Consider the following 20610-nt stretch of genomic DNA (forward strand, 5'->3'; position numbering starts at 1 on the left):
CCGCTGTTTATCTGTCCGTAACAGAGGCTTATCTGCAAAATACCCCTCTTTTGTATTCAGCGATCGATACCAGTAGACTGCTGCACTGACCTTTCTTTACCAAAAGCCGAATGCATGAACAGTGAATCTTCTCAGTCTGTGAATGTTCCACAGACGCTGCCTGCCCGTAACCGCATGTTCCGTGCCCTGCTTCAGCGCGACAAAACGCCACTGGCGATCCTACTCTGCGCAGCGCTGGTTGGTTCGCTGGTGGGATTGATGGGCGTTGCTTTTAACCGTGCGGTTCACGCGGTGCAGCACTGGCGAGCCACGCATCTGACCCCAGAATATCTTGATGGCTGGATGCTCTGGCTCAGCGCCTTTACCGTTTCCGCACTGCTGGCGATGGCGGGCTATTTTCTGGTGCGCCGCTTTGCACCCGAAGCCTCGGGTTCCGGCATTCCTGAGATCGAAGGCGCGCTGGAAGATCTGCGGCCGGTGCGCTGGTGGCGGGTAATTCCGGTGAAGTTTTTTGGCGGCATGGGCACGCTGGGCGCCGGTATGGTGCTGGGCCGCGAAGGGCCGACGGTGCAGCTTGGCGGCAACATTGGCCGCATGGTGCTGGATATTCTGCGCATGCGCGGTGAAGAAGCGCGGCATACGCTGCTGGCCACCGGCGCGGCGGCCGGGCTGGCAGCAGCTTTCAATGCACCACTGGCGGGCATCCTGTTTATTATTGAGGAGATGCGCCCGCAGTTTCGTTACAGCCTGATCTCCATCAAAGCGGTGTTTACCGGCGTCATTATGGCAAGCATCGTGTTCCGCTTGTTTAACGGCGAGCAGGCGGTGATTTCCGTCGGCAAGCTGGGTGCCGCGCCGCTCAATACGCTGTGGCTCTATCTGGTGCTCGGCATGGTGTTTGGCATGGTTGGCGTGCTGTTTAACCGGCTGATTTTTCTGGCGCAGGATAGTTTTGCCCGCCTGTATGCTGGTCGGCTTTGGCGTGGCGTATTTACCGGTGCGCTGCTGGGTGGCGGCTGCGGCGTACTGGCGCTGCTGTTTGCACCGGGTGCCGGTGGCGGTTTTGATCTGATACCGCAATCCTTTCACGGCCTGTTTTCGTTGCAGATGCTGCTGCTGATATTTGGCGTGCGTCTGCTGACCACGCTGCTCTGCTTCGGTTCCGGGGCGCCTGGTGGCATTTTTGCCCCGATGCTGGCGCTCGGCACCCTGCTCGGCATGGCATTTGGTCAGGCGATCGCCGATCTCTTCCCGCTCTATGATCTACAGCCAGGCACTTTTGCCATTGCCGGTATGGGCGCACTGTTTGCCGCCTCGGTACGCGCACCGCTGACCGGTATCGTGCTGGTGCTGGAGATGACCGATAACTATCAGCTGATTCTGCCGATGATCATCACCTGCCTCGGCGCAACGCTGCTGGCGCAATTCCTCGGCGGCAAACCCCTCTATTCTTCTATTCTGGCGCGCACGCTGGCGCGTCAGGCAACAGAGACTCAGCCGGGCGAGAAGCAAAAAAGCGACGGTATAAAAAACCCTGCCGAAGCAGGGTTGAAAGGTTAAAAATTGATTTTAATGCCGAGGTTGGCACTGCTGTCGCTGTAGCCCTTGCCGCCGAGCTGCTGACCCAGATTCCCCCACAGGCTGACCCTGTTGCCCAGCGCGGCGTTAACGCCTGCTTTGAGTTCACCGATGTGCGCGGTGCCCGCCTGGGAAACGGTGACGCCATTCATGGTGCTACCAAAGGTGCGACTGTTATGGATCCAGTTCGCCTCCACAAACGGCGTGAAGCTGCGCTGTTTGCCGTCATCCAGCATGCTATGCCCTTCGCTGAACAGGCGCACGCCAAGCCGCGTCTGTAGCGTATTACTGCCATTGCCAGCGACGCGGCTGCCGTTTTGCTCACGATGGTCGTCAGCGGTGACGCCCAGCCAGGTTGCCTGCGCCTGCGGCTGAATAAAAGTGCGCTGGCGCGGGTGCGGCTGGCCGATTGCAAAGGCGTAGCCCGCGGCGAGCGATGCGGTCAAACCGCTGGATTTATAACGTTCGGCCGCAATATCCTCGCCCTGCACGCTGTTATCAAACCAGCTCCAGCTCGCCCAGCCATCCACCCAGCCGCCATTTTTCTGTGCTTCATGCTGCGACCAGCGACCATACAAGCCGGTGCTGTAACCGCTCACGTCGCCGGTGGAACGGTAGCCAGTTACCGTGGATTGGGTTGTGCTTTGCGCGTTGGCGTAGCCGCCCATTACGCCGAGATGAAAACGATCGCTGCCGTTGCTGCTCCACTGCGCAACGTCGCCGCCCAATTGCATAACGTAACGATTAACGCGAGTTTTGAGTTGCCCTGAGCCATCGCGGAAGCGTTGATGCCCGCCGGTGTTACGTAGCCAGAGTGAACTGGTCTGCGGTTGACCGTTAGCATCAAGATACGACGTGCCGCTGCGGCGTTCATCCATCGCACTGATAAACAGAGTATTCGCGATAGCCAGGTTCGCGGCATAACTGCCTGCTTCCGGACGCACAATGTGGGTGCGTTGTTCAGGCTGCGGCTTCTCTGGCGTTACCGGATTAACCGGATCAACCGGATCAACCGGATCAGCCGGGTCAACCGGGTCAACTGGAACGATATTGCTTTCCAGCTGCCACTGATTGCCAACCTGTACCAAACGGTAATCATAGGCACCGGCAACGATACGCCCACGTTGCCGGAAAGTGCCATCAACCTCGCCATCAATCTGAATAAGCTGAATGCCCTCAATGGTCTGCGCACCGCTGCCACCAACGTGCGTGACCAGCACATCGGTTTCGCCGCGGTAATTTCCGCTAATATGCAGGCTGTCAGTTTGCGATTGATCGCCTGCCAGTTCGCCACGGAAATGCAGCGTACCGTTATTGCTGGTCATATTCGCGACCCTAACCCGGTTAAAATCGCCGTCAGCCTGACTGAAGTTAACGTGACCTTTATCCAGTTCTAACGTATCCAGCGATGAATCGCCGGTGACGTTCCAGACGCTGTCATTGTTCAGGCTCAGGCGATGCAGACCGTTGCCAGCACCTTGCCAGCTGGAAACATTATCAAGAGTTAATGCGCTCCGGCCGGAAGTACCTGCATGGACGATGATATCCCCTTCAAAACGCGACCCCTTATTGCCTTGCAAAATAGCGGTACTGTTAGTGCCAGCCAGCAACAGGGTGTTTGCCTTAATAGTGGATGCATTGCTATCAAGGTTAATTTCAGTTGAAGGTGAGACATTAATTGCAGTGCTGTCATTACCGTTGATCAAGCTCTCGTTGAATGAAACATTAAGCGTACCGGCGTCAACAAATATTGCGCTGCTATTATAGCCACTGGTTTCAATCAGAGAGTGATTAAGGTCAGCTCGTGACTGCCTGTTGCCCGTAATCATGGACAAACCGCGCGCCGCAGCACTGCTGCTCTCCTCCGGGCTGCGGGCATAAATACGTATGTTATCACCCGTTAATTGCGCATCACCTCCCAGGAAAATGCCTCCTCTGTTCTGTTTGGCATTAATCTCCACGTTATTGAGTTTTGCAGAGGAATGTTCTCTCAAATAGATAGCGTTCTGATTTATTGCATTAAGATTTATTGCATTAAGATTAATTTGAACATCTTTTAGATCAATTTCGCTGTAAGCATAGCCAAAAATTGCCGACTGCCCGCCGGAGGAGTTTATAACAACATTCTCAGCGCTAAATTTAGTACCACTGGTTCCCTGAAATGTCCTGCCTGCGGTATTAATTGTTGCATTAGCAATGTTAATTACTCCACCACCGCGGGCAAAAAGCGCGTCAGCTCCAGAGAGATTATCAATGGTGCCGCCATTAAAGTTGATAACAGAATTATTGTCAGCTTGCAGTGAATGAGTGAGTGTTGAAGTCACGTTGCTGTTGATGAGTGAAATTTCACCACTATTAACGGTGTAAACGCCAGGTGCAGATCGTCCTGCAACCTTGATTGTGCTGTCTTCTATCGTGATGGTATTACCGACGCCGTTCGCCAGAGCGCCAATCCCCGCGGTGCCTGTTGTCGTGATTTGGCCATCTTTAAACGTTACATGACCACTATTCAGCGACTGTATACCGTGAGCATTATTGCCTGTTGTTACGACAGTGGTTTTAATCGCTTGAATCGTCCCGCCGTCGCCCACTATACCGCTGCCCCCGTTGCCGGATGTCGAGATGCTGCTGTTGTTAATTCTCACCATGCCACTGCCCGATATAGCCCGAGCACCGTTTCCACCACTGCCCGTGGTGGTAATAGTTGTGTTATCAACAACAATCACCCCGCCCTCTGCACTCACCACACCGATCGCATCAGTACCGGATGTGGTTATGGAACCGCCAGCAAAATCAATTTTTCCACCGTCGTTGATCGCGTAAATGCCATAGCCAGCACTGTTTGCCGCACTGGTAATTACCTCCTCATTCCTGTAACGGCCCTCGTCACCGTCATGAAAAATGGGTCCCACTGCCCATGCCGCGCCGCTGGCCAGAATAAGCAGCACCGCCGACGACATTGCGCCAAGCGCCAGACCAGGCCGTTTATCAGTTTTATGCGACGACGCGTTGGCAGATTTCACCTTACCTTTAGCAAATTCCGAAGCCACAACAAAGCGGCTCACCGCATGATTCCAGATAACGCGATACACTTTATTCATAATCATCATCCATAATTGAGCTATAACGAGCTTAACTATCCATAGGGTTATTAATTCGATACGAGTGCTGATGAAAAAAGCCAAAACCCGCTGTTAATAACAAGCGACAGACTTTGGATGAAATTAAATGGCAGATGCGCGGAAGAAATTAGCGGAAGAGTATTTTCATTGCTGGAGGAAATAGCCATTAAAGCGGAATGGTGATTTCCGCCTTAATTATTTTGCGTGTTATTTAACACACAAATACGATCGGTGAACCGGGCAACAAGTGCCTGTTTTACACTATTCCGTCATTTAACCATGCCGTTCGGCTACGCACATAGTGAAGATCAGCATGTGGTTACCGTCGTTAGCATACTTGTGGGCCGCATCGGTGCGCGCCACTGCTGACGCCCCCTGAACCACGCAAAGTTCGGTGTCCGCCACCTTCAGGGTCAGTTCGCCCTGCTCGACGTGCAGCAGTTCAGCGGTGCCTTCAGGATGACCGGCAGAGGTGAATATCTCGCCGGGAAACATCGTCCAGCGCCACAGCTCAATCATGTCCGGTCCGCGGGTTCCCGCCAGCAGCTGCGCGGAGCCGCCCTGTTCGCCACGCCACAAAACTGGCATATCGTCGCTGTCGATCAAAAACGCGGCGGGTGCGTGGGTGACATTAACCAGCTCTGCCACCGACAACCCCAGCGCGGCGGCGAGTTTACACAGAATGGCGATACTGGGATTGGCCGTGCCTTTCTCCACTTCCACCAGCATTCCTTTGCTGATGCCTGCCCGCCGCGACAGCTCATCCAGCGACAGCTTTTTACTCTTGCGCCAACTTTTAATGGTCAGCGATAAGGCGTTACTGACGCGCGCCACATCAGCGCCGCCATCGGTCGTTATATTGACTTTATTGGTCATCGGTCGCTACTATGAAATAAATTAGTCATTACAGGATTATCCAATGCTTTCTGTTTCTCCGTCAATTGCGCCCGAGATCGCTGCGCTGGCCCCCGGCTTTCGTGCGCTGAGTATTACCGTGGAAGCCGCGCCGTTACTGCATCCGCAGGTAGCCAGCGACGCGCTGCAAGGAGCCTGTAAAGCGATGCTCGAGCATGACGTGCCGTGGGCCGACGCACACCTTGCCGCCTGGAACGCGGTATTTACGCGTTTCGGCGCAAAACCAAAACGTACGCCCTGCTCGGCAGACGCCTTGCGCAAACGCGTATTGCGTGATGGCAGCATGGCGGGCATCGATCCTGTGGTTGATCTCTACAATGCCATCAGCATTCGTTACGCCGTGCCGGTTGGCGGCGAGAATTTTGCTGCCTATGTCGGCATGCCACAGTTGACCATCGCCAGCGGAACAGAGCCGTTTGACACCGTAAAAGCAGGGGAACCCGGCAACGAATCCCCGGAACCGGGGGAAGTGATCTGGCGCGATGATATCGGCGTGACCTGCCGTCGCTGGAACTGGCGCCAGGGCGTACGTACGCGCCTCAGCGCAGAAAATCAGCAAATGTGGTTTATCCTTGAAAGCCTGCCGGAGATGCCGCTGGATGCGTTGCAGCAGGCGGGCGATGCGCTGATAGATGGCCTGCAGCGCATAATGCCTGGCGCAAAAATTAGCTCGCAGTTAATCAGCCTGCCATAACAACGTTGCTGTTTGCGGCGCACGGTTGTAGCAAACAGACTGGCTGACCGCCTATACTTTCGGCCAGCTTAGCCAACAGGATGCGCCAACGTGGACGGAAATTATTCGGGCTTTCTTATCGCCATTTTGCCGGTGGCGCTGTCACCCGGCGCCAGCTTCACGCTGGCAATCAACAGTGCCCTGGCGGGCGGCATGCGCGGATTGTTCAACACGCTGTGCGGAACGGCGCTGGGCATTTACAGCCATGCCCTGTTGATTGGGCTGGGTATTTCTTCACTGTTGCTCACCTCACCCGCCTGGTTTGGTGCCCTGAAAATAGCTGGCTGTATCTGGTTGTTGTGGCTTGGCGTTCAGCTTGTGCGCAGCGCCTGGCAACCCGCAGCGGTGCCAGCCCAGGCGATAGTCAGCTGTAAAGCGGCGTGGCTGGCCAATATTCTGAATCCAAAAGCGGTGATGTTTTATTTAACAGTGGTGCCGCAGTTTGCCGGAAAAGCGGGCACGCTCAGCACCTATCTCAGCCTCGCATCGCTGCATATTCTCATCATGACGCTGTGGCTGTTAACCATCAGCGCGTTGCTGATGGGTTCGGCCCGATTGGTCAATCTGCAAAAACTCAAATGCATCATTAACACGCTCGGCGGCGGCGTGCTGATTCTGTTCGCGCTGTTCAGTCTTAAAGGCTGAGCAATGCGTAAAACCCTGCTCAATATGTACTCTCTTACGCCACCTTAGGCACAGAAATACCCGTTTCGCCTTGTTACCCTGCCGCTTTGCGTCACCCACTCGCTGTGCCGATCAATTGTGCTGTCATAAAAGGGAGAGCGATTATTCCCTGGCTATCCCTGATGGCTGACAGCGGCACAACGCTGCCGCAACTGCTGGCGGCACGACTGGATTTCATGCCGCTGCTCACGTCCGGCTGGCCAGCGCACCGGGGAAATTTGCTGTGGCAGCTGGCGTTTGGCAGCGAGCGCGCGCTTTGCCCCCATATACGCCAGCTGAGTACCACCTACCGCGTTGGCGATCGGGTTAACCATTTACTGGTGCCCCTTAATTGCTGGCTGCAGCACGATACACGGCGGGGCGCGTCTCGCCGCCTGAGTCGTTTTGACGCCTGCGTTCGCCGCCATGCCGAAGTTACGCAACGCACAACGCAGCGCCAGGGTCTGACACCGCTGTTTCTGGAGGCGGTTAGCGTACGTGATGAAACGGAAATCTGGCTGGAAAGCCTTCGCCTGAGCGGGGAGGGATTTTGTGTTGAGACGTCGTCCGATCCAGAGATTGAACACGCCGTATTACTCAAAAAGTATGCGCATCATCTTCTGTGGTGCGGCGCGGGCATAACTCAGGCTCACTTCCGGCGTTTTTGCGCCAGCCTCGCCGCTGGTGAACCGGTCATGCTGTGCGGCCCGCAACGCGACATCGTCAACTGAGTCATCCTTTACGTTCTTTTACCCGGGCAGCTTCCGTGCCCGGACCCACGATCTTTTCCTGTGAAAACAAGGCTGCCCGGCAGAAGATGCGATCAACTGCGCCTGTATCACTATTTTTCGCCCGATCATTCGCCGTCGCGTGATTTTTAATTTTCAAGTGCCATGCGCATTCTGCCGATAGATCAGGCAGACATTCATGACTGCCGGCGTAGTACGTAGTTACCCGAGCCGTTTATTTTAGTTTTTATTACCAGGGCCCGGAACATGATCAAAACGCATAAAATGAAGGTGGGCGTTATGCTCGGTATGGCGTTTCTTTGCGTCATTCTGTGCGGCGTGTTCGTCACGCTGTTTGCCAGCATCAAACTCAGCAGCGCTAACGATCAGCAAAAACTTACCGATGCCCGACTGGGCGATCTGCAAATCCTGCGTTCGATTCAGGACAACGTCACGCAACAAACCACTCTGCTGCTGGCCGTTGCCAGTGGAGGCGATGCTGGTTCACTGCAAAATGTCAGCACCGCGTTTCAGGCACGTCAAAAAGCCAGCGATGAGATCGTTGCGCACTTTCGTACGCTGGTTGACGGCGCGAAATCGATTCCCGGCATCAACCTGAAAGAAGTGGAAGAGGCATCCGATCTGCTGGGTAACATTGAACAGGCGCAGCCGCTTTTTGTCACCAAATCCCAACAGCTGCTGAAGGGCCAAAATGGCGATGCGGCAGGCATGCGCCAGTTTATCGCTGCCGAGCTGACGCCTGCACAGGAGGCGTATCGTGCCGCGGTTGATGGCATGGTTTCTTATCAGGCACGCGTAACCGCCGCTACGGCTAAAGCGTCCACCTCAAGCCTTTCGGGCGTGTTCTCCACGCTGTTTATTCTGACCGCCTTTTCGGTGGTGGTTGGCGGACTGATGAGCTGGCTGATTACTCGCAAGCTGCGTCAGCAACTGGGCGGTGAACCGGCGCAGGCGCAGGCACTGGCGGCGGCCATTGCCGACGGCAATTTAACCTCTCCGGTCTCTCTGCGTCAGGGCGACAACTCCAGCCTGCTCGCGTCGTTGGCCGTGATGCAGTCACGTCTGCGTGAACTGGTCGCCAGCGTTAAAGAGACCGCCTCTTCTGTTGCTACGGCATCAGAGGATATTGCGCGTGGCAATACCGAACTCTCTTCGCGTACCGAACAGCAGGCCGCTGCGCTGCAGCAAACTGCCGCCAGCATGGAAGAACTCACCGCCACGGTGAAAAGCAATGCCGCAGGCGCTGCGATGACCGCCGGTTCTGCACGTGAAGCGGCAACGCGCGCGCGCAACGGCGGTGAAAGCGTCGGCAAAATGACCCAAACCATGGCCGGTATTTCGGTCAGCGCGGCGAAAGTCCGTGATATCACCAGCGTGATTGAAGGCATCGCCTTCCAGACCAATATCCTGGCACTGAACGCGGCGGTGGAAGCAGCTCGCGCCGGTGAACAAGGCCGTGGCTTTGCGGTGGTTGCCGGTGAAGTACGCAACCTTGCGCAGCGCAGCGCCGTGGCGGCACGTGAGATTAAAGAAGTGATGGCCGAAACCTCCACCCTGGTGGCGGAAGGCGTTGCGGTCACCGACAGCACCGCAACCAGCATCATTAGCGTGGTGGATTTGGTCGGCGAACTGGCGGATGCCATGGATGAGATCGCGCTGGCCTCGGGCGAACAGATGCAGGGCATTTCGCAGGTGCATATTGCTGTGAGCGAGATGGATGGCGTAACCCAACAAAACGCCACGCTGGTGCAGGCTTCTGCAGTGGCAACCGGTTTACTGGAAGAGCAGGTGCATGCGCTGACCTCGACCATCAGCCGTTTCCGTATTGCGGAAGAGTTCGCCCGTCCCGCGCCCTCATCGCTGAAAGCCCCTACCCGCGCGCTGAAGCCGAAAACCGCCGGCGCCTCAGCGGATGAATGGGTCTCTTTCTGAGTTAGCGTTATTTTTACGAATAACCGCGGCTGCCGCGAGGATTGTGGCAGCACTGCAAAATCGATTTGTTGTAATAGTTGACGCGCTGCCCTCTAAACCGGCGCGCGTCTTTTCATTAACAGGAGAGATAATGCGTATCGAACAAGGAACATCATCAGTAGTGGATTTCACCGTGCGGAACACCGCAGGCAGCGTCGGTGTGGATGAGATCACCGGCAAATCCGTGGCTGCCAGTAGCAGCGTAATGCTTTCAGCTGAAGCGCTGAGCCGCCTCCAGCAGGAAACTCACGACAGCGGCTCGCCAACCACCAGCGAGGCAAAACAGGCCACGCTCGCCACGCAGATTAACCGGCTGGCGCTATTACAGCCGCAGGCGTTGCCCGATCTTGGCTCGCCTCTTTATAACGATCCTTACACCGCTGACGACGCCACTGCCCTGAACAGCCTACTGTTTATGACCGACGGCAACAGCCAGAAAACACTCGACGACTTCAGTACCGCCATGCATCAGGTATTGCGTGACGGCGTGGTCGGTCTCAATCGTTATGACAGTTCAGATACCGCCGAGGCGATGTCGCTCTCCTTAACCGAGGCAAAGTTGTACAAGCTGGTAGAGAAATATATTCCGGCCGATCGGCAACAACAGGCGAGCGGATACGTAGATGCGTTGATCGGTAGTAAGATCGCGTTCCGCGAAGCAGTGCATTTACAACTGGCTCAGGGCACGCTGGAAACTGCGCAGCAACATGGCACGGCGGCTTATATTGCCGATGCGCAGCGTTATCTTGATGAACTGCATCAGGGCAACGCACGACCGCAAAAAGAACTGAATATCATGCGCGATGCTACGCAGCATGCCGACAATATGGACGACGTTTTTCACACTTTCACTAAGGTGATCAACGCTACGCCGCACCCGGATCAGGCCCAGGAATCGATCAAGGCAGCATTGGCACAACTCGAGGTTTATCGAAATCAGTGGCAGGCGTTTACCCAGTCGCTGAGCTGAGCCCGGCAACAAGCAGGGAAAATAAAAAGCCGCTGATCACCTCAGCGGCTTTTTTACAGGTTAACAATTTTACCGTGAGAGAAGCGTGCCCGGAGCGAACCACTCGCCAGCCGGGCAACGCAATGCAAATCAGAAGGTTTGCCAGTTGGCGCCGTTGATCGAAACCGCTGGCGCTGCGCTTCGGGCCGTAGGTCGAATCAGCTTCGCCGCAGGCGCGGGGCTGCGATCCTGCCCGATGCGGAACTCAGCCACCATCTGCGTCAGCGCCGCTGCCTGCTCCTGCAGAGACTGAGAAGCCGCCGACGCTTCCTCAACCAGCGAGGCGTTCTGCTGTGTCACGTTATCCATCTGATCCACTGCCTGATGCACCTGGGCAATGCCTTTGCTCTGCTCAGTGGCCGCTACCGCGATGTCGTTGACCAGATCGCTGACCTGCTGAATTGCCGCTTTCATCGCCGACATATTCTGTCCGACTTCCGTGGCCTGGCTGGCACCGGTTTGCGTAAGCTGCCACGACTCATCAATCAGGGTTTTAATTTCGCGCGCGGCGGTGGTGGAACGTTGTGACAGATTACGCACTTCGCCTGCCACCACGGCAAAACCTTTACCGTGTTCGCCCGCACGCGCTGCTTCTACCGCAGCGTTGAGTGCCAAAATATTGGTCTGGAAAGCGATACCTTCAATCAGCGTTACGATGTCGGCCACGCGCCGTGAACTGTTCTGAATATTGCTCATTGTCACCAGCATGGTGTCCAGTGAGGCGGCACTTTTTTCTGACAGATGATTCGCGCTACCAGCCAGCTGGCTCGCCTGCTGGGTATTGTCCGCGGTCTGGCGTACAGTTTCACTCAGTTGCGTCATGCTGGCGGCGGTTTGCTCAAGGGATGCTGCCTGCTGCTCAGTGCGAGATGAGAGATCTTCATTACCGGCAGCAATTTGCGCCGACGCGCTGCTGACCGACAGTGCCGTGCTGCTGACCGATCCCAGTGCGGCGGAAACCCGCTGAATCAGGCCATTATAGGCGCGCGCCATGGTGCCAATTTCATCATTACGGCTTTCATCAGCACTGACGGTGAGATCAAGGTTAGCGCTGGAGAAGGCCATGATTGCGCCAATATCCTGCAGACTTTTGCGAATGCGCATCACGGTTAAACCGGCAAACAGCGCAAAAATCACCACGGTAGCAACCACGCCAGCAATGGTGCCCCACAGCACGGTGGTAAAGGTACGATGGTTAGTGGCGCGCAGCTCATCGCCAATCACAATGTTCAACGCCAACTGTTTTTTATATCCGGCCACCAGCTGACGAATCGCATCACCAATGCCGTTTTCTTGCTCGAGCAGGAGCATGCTTTGATCGTTCTGATGCGCTCGCGAAGCGGCAAAAAACGCGGGCAGACGCTGCTCGACCGCCTGGATGTTTTCCATTGCGGCTATGGTCAGCTGTTTATCGCCTGCGCTGGAAATATCGTTCTCCATATAGTGGGTGGTTAATGATGTCAGCGCGGCAAGCTGTTGATGAATAATATCTTCAAGCGCTGGCAACTTCGCGTTGTTGCTCTGGCCCTGATGCTTGTAAAGCGTCAGAGCAAGCTGATTGCTTTGATCGGTCAGTTCACCCAATGTCTTTATAGAAGGCAACGTATTGGACTGAACATACTCAAAGCGGTCCTGGAAGCCAGAGATCAGAGTCATGGCGAGAATAGCCTGAGTAATCAGACCAGCAAATAACAGCCCAAACGTCATTAACAGACGTTGTGTAATATTCATGTAAACCCCTGAAGTTTAACTTTATTGCCTGCTAAGGAAGGCAATGATTCACAGAGGTTATCGGCAGCAAGCCTGAGAGGTTTATCAAAAGTAACCTTTTAATGAGTAAGGTTTAGCGGATTTGTGATCAACCGGTAAATTTACTGAAATGAGGTACCAAAAAAGAGTGCAGTGATTTGGTAATCATCAATGGCCAGAAGCGATTTTCTAAAGTTAAATTACATGAACACGTAACATGTTTAAATCTAAATCGAAGTTGTCTGAGAGCGGATAAAAGAGATTACGCAAACGCTTAACCGGATTTGAGACCGTTCTTGTTTATCAGCTGCGCCAATTTCAATTATCTTAAGGTATATCGGAAATGCATTATTCCGATGAGCAAAAACATCGCCTGTTTTTACCTGAAATGTTGCTTAATGTTTCAATCGAAGCGTAAAATTTGCCTTAAGGCCGGGGTTTATCCTCGTAGTCGTGGGTTGTGATAAAAAAACGTAGTTTATTAACAAGTTATGCTAGCAATCTGCTTAATAAATTATTCGCCATTCAGTTTGATAGCCAAAAGTAATGAAAATAGTCCTGAAATTATCAATATTTTTTATATAATAAAGATGCAGGACAAAATTATTTCCGCAAAAAACGTTGGAGGTTGGCATGTATATTTCTGATGAAGAAAAAGGCAACAGGCTCATTGGCCAGGCAGCGATGCACCTGATCTTCGGCAGACAAGATGTCACCGTGAGTTCGTTGTTGGCCGAATTAAAGTTAATGGCGGAAAATGAGTCTGATGATGATGTGTTAATGCAGATGCACGAAACACGTCGTTGGTTGGCAGGATATCGCTGCCTCAGCAGCCGTTCACCGGAGCGCGCTGGCTGGCTTGATGACAAAATCAGCGCCAGTTTTGGCCTCGCCATGCAGAGCGACGAGTAATCTGCTCTGATGTTACTGCCCGCTGATGCGGGCAGTTTCGATCCTGCCTTTTATGCATATAGCGAATATCCTCCGTTAACATTCCTCTCATTTTTACTCTTGCTTAACCCATATCGCACTTTTTGCCACAAACCCGCCCCGTCAAAGATGGAAAAATCTGTACAACGTAAGCAGAGTTGTATAACTTTGCCACCAGCTATCAGGCAGCTATCAGGCTACAGTTTTCACCAGGCAAAGGAACATCCTCATGCGTCAGGACGGATACAGCACATTACCTAACAGCGATATTGCCCGTTATTTCAGCAGCGCCTCTCTGCCTTCCCAGCAGGAAACGTTGGGTCAGGTAGTCGTTGAAATTCTGCGCTCGGGTAAAATCCTTAACCGTAAAACTTTGTGTACCCGGCTGCTTTGTCGTATGGAAGCGGCGGTGAGCGTGGAAGAAGAGCAGCACTATCAGGAATTGGTTCGTCTGCTGTTTAAAAACAACGCCTGAGTCTTTCCACTGAAGCCCACGTTGGTTTGACACCTGTCCCCTTTTTGTTGTTTTAGCCGCTTTCGCAGTGACTTTTAGCACGAATTCAAAGGCATAATTTTTCTGACTGACTTGGCTCATAACTTGGTCGTCGCTAGAATAGCGCTTTACTCGCGATGTTCCGGGCAAGCTACTGACCCAGAGAAACCACTATGAAGAGACGTGACGACGATAAACTAACCGACATTATGATGGGTGAAGCGGTGCTCACCCTGCTGCAAGGCGGCGATGCGATCTCTGCCACGGCGGTGATTGAACGCCTGCAACAACTTGCGGCTAATGAGAAGAACGACATGCGGCAACTCGCCTGTGAACGGGCCATCGCTGAGGTGCGCAGCAGCCTTGATATCGCCCGCGACCGTACCACTCTTCAGGTTTGTGACGGTGAAAATGCGCAGCACATTTTTACCAATGACGGTCCACCCGACGACACTAAAAAACATTAATCCCGCAGCGATTGATTATAATCGCTTTGGCAACTCGACGAGGATACGCTGATGTACCGAGAGTTGCCGGAGAACGAGAGAAACGATTTGGCTGCCGTGATCCTCTATAGCAGCGCTACTGAAGCACTGGGCATGATGATCAGAGCGATGGTGGCCAGCAAAGAAGTGTTGTCGAACAAGGTGTTAATTCAGCGTCTGATTGCGCAACTGGAAACCGCTACCTTGCCTGCTCAACAGGCAATCCTGAGCCAGACGCTGGCGCTGGTGGTTGGCCAAACGCCGGATGACCCCGGCATCTGATCTGCCCTTCCCTGTTCATCCTGTCTAAAAAAATAATGACACGCCGTGTCACCAGCAAAGCGCTGCGTGTCCGGTAATGCTATTGCATATCAGAAAAAATTAAAAAAGAGGGAATAGCGAAGTAGCGGCCGTGGCGACTCAGTTCATTTTGTCTGCAATCAGACGAATGGCGTGCAGAAGATGGTTTTTAAGCGACTCATCGGAAGCCTGCTCCGCATGCTGTTGCAACAGCGCGGTGATCTCATGCATGTGTATGGGTTTGCCGGCTTCGAGGAGCAGTGAAACGGCATAACCTACCGCCGCCTGTATCTCTTCCGGAATATTGGTTTTTCTGTAACTCAAATTAGTTCTCCCTACATACCGCCTGGGTATCCATACAGCTTACCATTTTGCCACTTAAAGTGACAGCCGGGCGACTGACGCGGGCACAAAGTGGGTGGATTCGGTCCTGCGGCTGATGAATAAACTGCCTCTACCAGCCCAACGTCATGACCGCTCTTCCCAGCTCTGGCGGGATATAATGGACTTTTCTCTAATGCTTGCGCTCATGCTAACGCCTCGCCGCAACGATTTAACACAATGCCTTAATCCGGCCATGTGAAACAGCGGTTTTACGGTTATTATCATGCCTCTCAGGCAAGTCTTACACGCCGGGCTTGCCCTTAGCCAGTGAATAATCGTTTACAGCCAGGTGACACCGCATGCAGACCAAGCGAGTACTGATTATTGAAGATGATGCCGACGCTGCTGATGTGCTCAAGGCCTATCTAAAGCGAGAAAACTATGATGTCACTATTGCTGGCGATGGTCTTAGCGGTCTGGAAACGGCTCGCCGCTGGGAGCCCGATCTTATCCTGCTGGATATTATGCTGCCCGGCATGAGTGGCACCGAGGTCCTAACCGCGCTGCGACGCCGAGGCGATACGCCGGTGATCATGGTTACCGCCATGGGCGATGCGCCGGACAGAATTGGTGCGCTGCGCTATGGCGCCGACGACTATGTCGTTAAACCTTACGATCCCGGTGAAGTGGTAGCACGCGTGCAGGCAGTGTTGCGCAGAAGTTTTTCGGGCGCGGCACTGCCGGAGAAACTGCGTTGGGCGGCGCTTGAGGTCGATGCTGACGCGCTGACAGCAGTGATTAATCAAACCGATGGACTGCCCTATCGCCTGGAACTCACGCCAACCGAATTTTCCATTCTGGTGACGCTGATGCGTTCACCGGTGCGTCCCTTTACCCGCCAGTTCCTGCTGGAAAATTGCCTGCCCGAAAGCGACGCGCTGGAGCGTGTCGTCGATACACACGTCTACAACCTGCGGCGAAAACTGGAAGCAGCCGGCCTGCACGACATCCTGCCTGCGGTGCGCGGCGTGGGTTATCGGTTTCGTCAGCCATGAATCGCGCTCCGCACTCTTCTTTATGGCGCTGGATCTGCATGCGCGTGATCGCGCTGGCGCTGGGCAGCGTAATGCTGATTGCCATCTGTATGTGGCTGAGATTTGCCCTGAAGAATCTGTGGGTCTATCTGCATATGCCGCCGGCACTGCGCGAGGAGTTTGCCCAGTTACGCCAGCATCCTGCGCTTGACCTTGCGCGTTATCACCAAATTATTGATAACTGGTGGGGCATCTACTATTCCGATCCGTCCATCGCCTCCAATGACTGGCTGACGGTGGGCGTGCTGGTGATCATGGCGATTCCTTTTATTGTGATGATTGGCTTGCGCGTTGCGCGCCCGCTCTCTGCCCAGTTCAGCAGACTGGCAACAGCGGCGCGTGCGGTTGCCGAGGGTCAGTTCGGCACAACCGCCGATCTGGTAGAAAATGCGCCACAGGAGCTGGTGCAGTTTACCGAAGATTTTAATTTGATGACGCAGCAGCTGGCGCGCTATGAGCGTGAACTGCGGGCTTCGCACGTTGCGATGGCACATGAGCTTCGTTCACCTTTGACCGCGGCCATTGGCCGCTTGCAGGGCATGATCGATGGCGTATTTGATCCCGATCCGCAGCAGTTGAGCATGGTCATGAAGCAGCTTCGCCAGCTGAGTCGCCTGACAGACGAATTACATCTGCTGTCGCTGGCGGATGCCGGACAGCTCAGCCTTGAGCGCAGCAGAATTCAGGTGGTTGAACTGCTGCGAGAACGCGCAGCGTGGCTGGCACCGCAGGCGGAAGCGGCAGGTATGGCGATAGTAATAGAGGCAAAGCATCACGCACGCTGTTCGGGCGATGCGTTTCGGCTGGGCCAGGTGTTTACTATTTTAATGGAGAATGCGCTGCGTTACGCACCAGAAGGCAAGAGCCTGACCATCACAGTCACCCAGCACGCGACGCAGGTGAGCATCCTGTTCCGCGATTACGGATCCGGCGTCGATCCGCAATTTCTGCCCATCCTCTTTGATCGCTTCACTCGCGCGGAATCTTCACGGGCACGGCACTCTGGCGGAAGCGGGCTGGGATTATCCATCGCCAGAGCCATTGTGGTTGCGCACGGCGGTGAAGTATCAGCCAGCTTACCTGCCGACGGCGGCATGAAGATTGCGCTGACGTTGCCTTTATAGCGTGAGCCGTCAATCAGCGGTGCAATAAAAGCGAGCAATTCTCTCAGCCTCTCTATAATTACCGCCCTGGGTTTACGTAAGGAGAACGCAATATGCCCGTTTGGCTATCTTATCTGGCACTGCTGGTTGCCATTATCGTTGAAGTGATTGGCACGACGCTGCTGGGCAAATCGGCCCACTTCACTAAGCTTCTGCCCTCGCTGGGCGCTGCCGTCTGTTATTCGCTCTCTATTTATCTGCTTGCTCAGGCTTTGCGCGCCGTGCCGCTGGCCATCGCTTACGCTTCCTGGGGTGGCCTGGGCATTATTCTCACCACGGTAGTCAGCATTGTGATTTTCAAACAGCATCCTGACACTGCGGCGCTTATTGGTATCGCCCTAATAGTGATAGGCGTAATTATCGTCAATGGCTTTTCAAAAATGAGCGCACATTAAGCAACGTCACTCTTTGGCTTTAACTTTGAGTGATGCAACGCAGCCGCCCACAGCCGCTGCGTTGCCCGTGCTGGCGAGGCCATACAACGACCGCGTTGATAGCTTGCTAACTTCAGATTTTTTTGACAATTGAACCGTGAAATTGTCCGGCGGAAAATAAAGCGTTGCGGGTGAAAAAGATTATTTTGCTGTGAAACGAAGCACAGGAAAAGCGCAGCGTTTTATATCACTACTGGCAATAAAAACATGCGTTTAAAAACAGTGTTGACACCGCGAAAAAAAAGCTTAGATTGGTACTCAACGGCAGCGGAAAGTTTGTTGCCGGGTAAGCAGAAAGTGTATCAGAAGTTTGTTTCAGAAATACTTTGCGATAAAGGCCACGTAACATTGTTGTATGGGATATCGATAATTGAGGAACAGCTTCACCCTCTGTCGATCAGTGTTAAGGCCACGTAGTGTGATTCACCAATCGCAACCTGGGGACAACAACGCGATGATGTAACGCCATGTTTCAACTACAATTGCTTGCGATAAGGTTTTGTTTTCTGAGTATCGCAACGAAAGTAAGGCAACGCATCAAATAGTTTATATCGCGAGGGGAGATGTACTGGATTAAGATGCCACGCTTTAAGAAAGTGATGAAGCTGGCGATGTGTTAATCGGTAAATATATGGGGGTTTTTAATTATCTATCTAGTACCCAATATTATCTGTTCTTAACGTGTACATTTAACGCAGTACCAATAGCAGTAAGTATCAACAAAGCGTATTAATGTTAAATCCTAAGTGTGCAGTACCCTAAAAGCCCTGACCTAAACCGTCGGGGCTTTTTATTTTTACAGAACACACTTACTGGTGGCGCTGCATTTTTAATCGACTATACTCATAAAGCAGAAAAGGTGGGTTCGTTGCAAAACTAACCATCTAAAATTAAATAATATTAACGCTTGCGTAACACCGCTCTCCCGGTCTAGTATACGTCATCGGTTTGAAACACAGACCTTATGAAAGCAGTTTTAGTAAAGCAGTCCTCAGTTCAAGCGTTATCCATAGATACCCTTCTGCGAGAGCCTCCTCCTAAGTGCCCAGTAAGTAAACTCTGCAAACAGGCCATGTTCGTCACGTTAAGTGGCTCAAAAAATCTAAAGGAAATATCTATGTCTAACAAAATGACTGGTTTAGTAAAATGGTTTAACGCTGATAAAGGTTTCGGCTTCATTACTCCTGCAGACGGCAGCAAAGATGTATTCGTACACTTCTCTGCAATCCAGAGCAATGATTTCAAAACCTTAGATGAAGGCCAGAAAGTTGAGTTCTCAATCGAGAACGGCGCTAAAGGCCCATCAGCTGTAAACGTTGTTCCGCTTTAAGTAGCGAACAATCGCACAGGAATCTACGATAGCGATGACGGCAATAGCCTGAGCAGTGAGTTTCCCGTGATAAACAACCCGCCTTGTGCGGGTTTTTTGCATTCTACAGCTACCATTGCCTGCCGCCTGTGCCTTTCCTTCCCTGCTCTCCTCCGCACATCCACCATCAGCACCATTGAAGTGCCTGGCGCACCAGCGTGTTGCATATTCAGACCAGTTAGTCCGTTTTGACCGGATGGTAAAACTTATCTCACTGATTTTATTTATATAAATTATTGGCACAGATATTGATAGTGTTCTGACTATCACGACCAGCATTGCCCGAAGACTTTTCTGGCCTTCACGTTTTGTTAAGGAGACATGCATGAGCAATAAAATAGCCGAAGCAGGATTAGATACCCTGTTTCTCAGCGCGCGAACGCAAAATGGCTGGCAGGATAAGCCGGTGCCAGCAGAACTGCTGCGCGAGCTCTATCAGCTGGTGCGTATGGGGCCCACCTCTGCCAACTGTTCACCCGCACGCTTTGTGTTTATTACTACTGAAGCCGGGCGAGCACGACTGGCACCCGCGCTGTCAAAAGGCAATGTGGAAAAAACCATGACCGCGCCGGTTAATGTCATCGTAGCGTGGGATACAAAATTTTATGACGCATTGCCAGTGCTTTTTCCTCACGGCGATGCGCGCAGTTGGTTCACCTCCAGCGAGAGCTTTGCCCGCGAAACGGCGCTGCGCAACAGTTCGATGCAGGCGGCCTACCTGATCATGGCGGCGCGTGCGCTGGGTCTGGATACCGGGCCGATGTCAGGGTTTGATGCCAAAGCGGTCGACGCCGCATTTTTTGCGGACACCAGCTGGACCGTGAACCAGATCATTAATCTTGGCTATGGCGATGCCAAAAAAGTTTACGATCGTCTTTATCGTTTTGATTTTGAGGAGGCCTGCATTTATGTCTGATACCACACTGCTTGCTGTTGAGGAGACCCAGGTGGTCTCAACGATTTTTTCTGATACTGATGACCAGGGCCGCCAGGCATTTAAGGATGCGATGGCGAATCTTGGCTCAGCAGTCAACATTGTCACAACCTTGAGTGAAGGAAGTGCCACTGGATTTACCGCCACTGCCGTTTGTAGCGTGACAGATTCGCCGCCTTCGCTGTTAGTCTGCCTGAATCACAGCGCTTCGGTGTTTGCCGCATTTGCCGATGCCGAACACCTTTGCGTCAACACGCTGGCTGCCGATCAGGAAGCATTGTCCGGAATATTTGGCGGGAAACTGGCCCAGCAGGATCGCTTTGCGGCGGTAGAATGGGACACCTTTATCACCGGCTCGCCGCTGCTGTCAGCCAGCGCAGTTGCCTTTGACTGTAAAATTCAGTCACGCGTCACCGTTGGCACACACGACATCATGATCTGCGAAATAGTGGGCATCAAACGCCAGCAGTTGGCGTCAAACCTGGTGTGGTTTAACCGGCGCTATCACCATCTGCGATGATGATGATTGAGATTTTAGATAAAAAGCGGAATTCAGCGCCGACAATCAATGTCGGCGCTGGGTGCCCGGCGAGAA

20 protein-coding genes are annotated in these 20610 nt (G+C 53.3%); 16 read left to right on the top strand and 4 right to left on the bottom strand.

What is annotated here, in order from left to right; translation table 11 throughout:
* Positions 1-114 precede the first annotated feature (114 nt).
* Complete coding sequence (clcA, locus tag ACJY2L_RS05815) at positions 115-1560, top strand: H(+)/Cl(-) exchange transporter ClcA (protein WP_439213182.1); 1446 nt, start codon at positions 115-117, stop codon at positions 1558-1560.
* Here the strand turns inward: clcA and ACJY2L_RS05820 are convergent.
* Together ACJY2L_RS05820 and ACJY2L_RS05825 are read right to left on the bottom strand one after the other, a co-directional pair.
* Complete coding sequence (locus tag ACJY2L_RS05820; protein WP_439213183.1) at positions 1557-4679, bottom strand: autotransporter outer membrane beta-barrel domain-containing protein; 3123 nt, start codon at positions 4677-4679, stop codon at positions 1557-1559. The genes clcA and ACJY2L_RS05820 overlap by 4 nt on opposite strands.
* 294 nt (positions 4680-4973) lie before the next feature.
* Positions 4974-5576 (bottom strand): helix-turn-helix domain-containing protein, encoded by a 603-nt coding sequence (locus tag ACJY2L_RS05825; protein ID WP_439213184.1) that lies wholly within the window; start codon positions 5574-5576, stop codon positions 4974-4976.
* A 43-nt stretch (positions 5577-5619) separates the two neighbouring features.
* Here ACJY2L_RS05825 and ACJY2L_RS05830 point away from each other — a divergent pair, with 43 nt between their 5' ends.
* The 5 genes from ACJY2L_RS05830 to ACJY2L_RS05850 all read left to right on the top strand — a co-directional run bounded on the left by ACJY2L_RS05830 (position 5620) and on the right by ACJY2L_RS05850 (position 10701).
* Entirely contained in the window at positions 5620-6309 is a 690-nt protein-coding gene (locus ACJY2L_RS05830) for a B3/B4 domain-containing protein (protein WP_439213185.1), read from the top strand.
* A 90-nt stretch (positions 6310-6399) separates the two neighbouring features.
* A complete protein-coding gene (locus tag ACJY2L_RS05835; protein ID WP_439213186.1) occupies positions 6400-6993 on the top strand; it encodes a LysE family translocator in 594 nt (197 codons plus the stop codon).
* Positions 6994-7154: 161 nt separating this feature from the next.
* Entirely contained in the window at positions 7155-7742 is a 588-nt protein-coding gene (locus ACJY2L_RS05840; RefSeq protein ID WP_439213187.1) for a hypothetical protein, read from the top strand.
* Between the two features lie 264 nt (positions 7743-8006).
* Complete coding sequence (locus tag ACJY2L_RS05845; protein WP_439213188.1) at positions 8007-9692, top strand: methyl-accepting chemotaxis protein; 1686 nt, start codon at positions 8007-8009, stop codon at positions 9690-9692.
* A gap of 130 nt (positions 9693-9822) precedes the next feature.
* On the top strand, positions 9823-10701 hold the full coding sequence (locus ACJY2L_RS05850; RefSeq protein WP_439213189.1) for a hypothetical protein: 879 nt from the start codon (positions 9823-9825) through the stop codon (positions 10699-10701).
* Between the two features lie 129 nt (positions 10702-10830).
* On the opposite strand, the gene ACJY2L_RS05855 is transcribed toward ACJY2L_RS05850, so the two are convergent.
* Positions 10831-12471, bottom strand: a complete 1641-nt coding sequence (locus ACJY2L_RS05855; RefSeq protein ID WP_439213190.1) for a methyl-accepting chemotaxis protein — start codon at positions 12469-12471, stop codon at positions 10831-10833.
* Between the two features lie 651 nt (positions 12472-13122).
* On the opposite strand from ACJY2L_RS05855, the gene ACJY2L_RS05860 reads away from it, so the two are divergent.
* The 4 genes from ACJY2L_RS05860 (at position 13123) to ACJY2L_RS05875 (ending at position 14679) form a co-directional block, all read left to right on the top strand.
* Positions 13123-13401 carry a hypothetical protein gene (locus tag ACJY2L_RS05860; protein ID WP_187488071.1) on the top strand — a complete coding sequence of 93 codons (279 nt, stop codon included), beginning with the start codon at positions 13123-13125 and terminating at the stop codon, positions 13399-13401.
* A gap of 247 nt (positions 13402-13648) precedes the next feature.
* Complete coding sequence (ycgZ, locus tag ACJY2L_RS05865; RefSeq protein WP_067436827.1) at positions 13649-13894, top strand: regulatory protein YcgZ; 246 nt, start codon at positions 13649-13651, stop codon at positions 13892-13894.
* Positions 13895-14085: 191 nt separating this feature from the next.
* Positions 14086-14379 (top strand): hypothetical protein, encoded by a 294-nt coding sequence (locus tag ACJY2L_RS05870; RefSeq protein WP_439213191.1) that lies wholly within the window; start codon positions 14086-14088, stop codon positions 14377-14379.
* Between the two features lie 51 nt (positions 14380-14430).
* A complete protein-coding gene (locus ACJY2L_RS05875) occupies positions 14431-14679 on the top strand; it encodes a biofilm development regulator YmgB/AriR family protein (RefSeq protein WP_067436821.1) in 249 nt (82 codons plus the stop codon).
* Between the two features lie 138 nt (positions 14680-14817).
* Here ACJY2L_RS05875 and ACJY2L_RS05880 read toward each other — a convergent pair whose 3' ends face one another.
* Positions 14818-15021 carry a hypothetical protein gene (locus tag ACJY2L_RS05880; RefSeq protein ID WP_067436818.1) on the bottom strand — a complete coding sequence of 68 codons (204 nt, stop codon included), beginning with the start codon at positions 15019-15021 and terminating at the stop codon, positions 14818-14820.
* A 359-nt stretch (positions 15022-15380) separates the two neighbouring features.
* Here ACJY2L_RS05880 and ACJY2L_RS05885 point away from each other — a divergent pair, with 359 nt between their 5' ends.
* The 6 genes from ACJY2L_RS05885 to ACJY2L_RS05910 all read left to right on the top strand — a co-directional run bounded on the left by ACJY2L_RS05885 (position 15381) and on the right by ACJY2L_RS05910 (position 20535).
* Complete coding sequence (locus ACJY2L_RS05885) at positions 15381-16076, top strand: response regulator (protein ID WP_439213192.1); 696 nt, start codon at positions 15381-15383, stop codon at positions 16074-16076.
* Complete coding sequence (locus ACJY2L_RS05890; protein ID WP_439213193.1) at positions 16073-17239, top strand: sensor histidine kinase; 1167 nt, start codon at positions 16073-16075, stop codon at positions 17237-17239. Before ACJY2L_RS05885 ends, ACJY2L_RS05890 begins: the two co-directional genes overlap by 4 nt.
* Positions 17240-17331: 92 nt before the next feature.
* Entirely contained in the window at positions 17332-17673 is a 342-nt protein-coding gene (locus ACJY2L_RS05895) for a DMT family transporter (RefSeq protein WP_439213194.1), read from the top strand.
* 1156 nt (positions 17674-18829) lie between these two features.
* A complete protein-coding gene (gene cspG, locus ACJY2L_RS05900; protein ID WP_187488067.1) occupies positions 18830-19042 on the top strand; it encodes a cold shock protein CspG in 213 nt (70 codons plus the stop codon).
* A gap of 364 nt (positions 19043-19406) precedes the next feature.
* A complete protein-coding gene (locus ACJY2L_RS05905; protein ID WP_439213195.1) occupies positions 19407-19997 on the top strand; it encodes a malonic semialdehyde reductase in 591 nt (196 codons plus the stop codon).
* Positions 19998-20088: 91 nt separating this feature from the next.
* On the top strand, positions 20089-20535 hold the full coding sequence (locus tag ACJY2L_RS05910) for a flavin reductase (RefSeq protein WP_225702100.1): 447 nt from the start codon (positions 20089-20091) through the stop codon (positions 20533-20535).
* Positions 20536-20610 lie beyond the last annotated feature (75 nt).

It is taken from the genome of Duffyella sp. Ts4 (genome assembly GCF_051851875.1).
GTDB lineage: Bacteria > Pseudomonadota > Gammaproteobacteria > Enterobacterales > Enterobacteriaceae > Duffyella > Duffyella gerundensis.

What these genes read in the sequence shown, in the direction of transcription:
- ACJY2L_RS05895 (WP_439213194.1), top strand. Translation starts at nt 17,332, where the DNA reads ATGCCCGTTTGGCTATCTTATCTGGCACTGCTGGTTGCCATTATCGTT.
- ACJY2L_RS05870 (WP_439213191.1), top strand. Translation starts at nt 14,086, where the DNA reads ATGAAGAGACGTGACGACGATAAACTAACCGACATTATGATGGGTGAA.
- ACJY2L_RS05905 (WP_439213195.1), top strand. Translation starts at nt 19,407, where the DNA reads ATGAGCAATAAAATAGCCGAAGCAGGATTAGATACCCTGTTTCTCAGC.
- ACJY2L_RS05845 (WP_439213188.1), top strand. Translation starts at nt 8,007, where the DNA reads ATGATCAAAACGCATAAAATGAAGGTGGGCGTTATGCTCGGTATGGCG.
- ACJY2L_RS05825 (WP_439213184.1), bottom strand. Translation starts at nt 5,576, where the DNA reads ATGACCAATAAAGTCAATATAACGACCGATGGCGGCGCTGATGTGGCG.
- clcA (WP_439213182.1), top strand. Translation starts at nt 115, where the DNA reads ATGAACAGTGAATCTTCTCAGTCTGTGAATGTTCCACAGACGCTGCCT.
- ACJY2L_RS05820 (WP_439213183.1), bottom strand. Translation starts at nt 4,679, where the DNA reads ATGAATAAAGTGTATCGCGTTATCTGGAATCATGCGGTGAGCCGCTTT.
- ACJY2L_RS05840 (WP_439213187.1), top strand. Translation starts at nt 7,155, where the DNA reads ATGGCTGACAGCGGCACAACGCTGCCGCAACTGCTGGCGGCACGACTG.
- ACJY2L_RS05850 (WP_439213189.1), top strand. Translation starts at nt 9,823, where the DNA reads ATGCGTATCGAACAAGGAACATCATCAGTAGTGGATTTCACCGTGCGG.
- cspG (WP_187488067.1), top strand. Translation starts at nt 18,830, where the DNA reads ATGTCTAACAAAATGACTGGTTTAGTAAAATGGTTTAACGCTGATAAA.
- ycgZ (WP_067436827.1), top strand. Translation starts at nt 13,649, where the DNA reads ATGCGTCAGGACGGATACAGCACATTACCTAACAGCGATATTGCCCGT.
- ACJY2L_RS05860 (WP_187488071.1), top strand. Translation starts at nt 13,123, where the DNA reads ATGTATATTTCTGATGAAGAAAAAGGCAACAGGCTCATTGGCCAGGCA.
- ACJY2L_RS05855 (WP_439213190.1), bottom strand. Translation starts at nt 12,471, where the DNA reads ATGAATATTACACAACGTCTGTTAATGACGTTTGGGCTGTTATTTGCT.
- ACJY2L_RS05830 (WP_439213185.1), top strand. Translation starts at nt 5,620, where the DNA reads ATGCTTTCTGTTTCTCCGTCAATTGCGCCCGAGATCGCTGCGCTGGCC.
- ACJY2L_RS05875 (WP_067436821.1), top strand. Translation starts at nt 14,431, where the DNA reads ATGTACCGAGAGTTGCCGGAGAACGAGAGAAACGATTTGGCTGCCGTG.
- ACJY2L_RS05890 (WP_439213193.1), top strand. Translation starts at nt 16,073, where the DNA reads ATGAATCGCGCTCCGCACTCTTCTTTATGGCGCTGGATCTGCATGCGC.
- ACJY2L_RS05910 (WP_225702100.1), top strand. Translation starts at nt 20,089, where the DNA reads ATGGCGAATCTTGGCTCAGCAGTCAACATTGTCACAACCTTGAGTGAA.
- ACJY2L_RS05885 (WP_439213192.1), top strand. Translation starts at nt 15,381, where the DNA reads ATGCAGACCAAGCGAGTACTGATTATTGAAGATGATGCCGACGCTGCT.